Raw genomic sequence first — 910 nt, forward strand, 5'->3', positions numbered from 1 at the left:
AGCGCCACCGGCCCCTGGCTTGCCAGGAACCCGCGCAGCGTGTCGACGTCGCGGCCGCGCTCCGTCGCCTCCGCCGTCGAATAGCCGAAGCGCGGCATCTCGATCACCACCTTGTGGGCAAGCGGCGCCAGCTCAGCGTCGAGCCGGGCGCCGAGCCGCACGAGGATCTGCGAGCGGATGACGTCGAACAGGCCCTGGAACAGGTAGAGCCCGACCGCCAGCACCGACAGCGCCACCAAAGTGGAGATGCTGCCGCTGGTCAGCGCCCGGTCGTAGATCTGCAGCATGTAGAAGGCGCCGGTCAGCGCCAGGATGTTGATCAGGCCGGAAAGGCCGAAGAGATAGATCAGGATACCGCGCATGCCGCCGATCTTGTGTTGCGGCTCGTTCTTCTTGCTCATGGTGAGATCCCCTTTTGTCCGCCCGCCTGCTGTCCCGGCCGGTCAGCGACCGGCCGGGACGTCACCGTTCCTGCTCAGGAGACACCGTTGAAGTCGGCGACCTTGAGGTTGTGGGTGCCGGATACCGCCAGTTCGAAGTCGGCATCCGGGTCGGCGTCGACACTGCCGCGGATCACCGTGACGTCGGCGCCGTCGCGTGTCTCATGCGTCACCACGATCTGGCCGGCGCCGGACAGCGTCGTGCCGGCCGACAGCGTGAAGTGCTGCACCCCCGCCTGTCCGGTTTTGGCGTCGATCGAGGAGAAGTCGATGCGGTCGCCCGGCGAAAAGCCGTAGATCGTGTCGCCGTCGGCCGCCGCAACCGAGGGGAAGCGGAAGACGTCCTCGCCCAGGCCGCCGTCGATGATGTTGACGGCATTGGAGGCGGTGATGTCGTCATGGCCCGAGCCGCCGATGACGTTCTCGAAGCCGTAGACCGTGTCGGTTCCCACCTCGACGCCCGCGACCTG

1 protein-coding gene and 1 pseudogene are annotated in these 910 nt (G+C 67.1%); both read right to left on the reverse strand.

What is annotated here, in order from left to right:
* A pseudogene (locus tag BC360_RS26335) lies at positions 1-401 on the reverse strand (type I secretion system permease/ATPase); the annotation flags it as partial.
* Between the two features lie 74 nt (positions 402-475).
* The coding region (locus BC360_RS26340) for a M10 family metallopeptidase C-terminal domain-containing protein (RefSeq protein ID WP_139110209.1) at positions 476-910 on the reverse strand (435 nt) is incomplete at its 5' end.

Origin of the sequence: Ensifer sp. LC163, assembly GCF_001695855.1 — a bacterium.
Taxonomy (GTDB): Bacteria; Pseudomonadota; Alphaproteobacteria; order Rhizobiales; family Rhizobiaceae; genus Ensifer.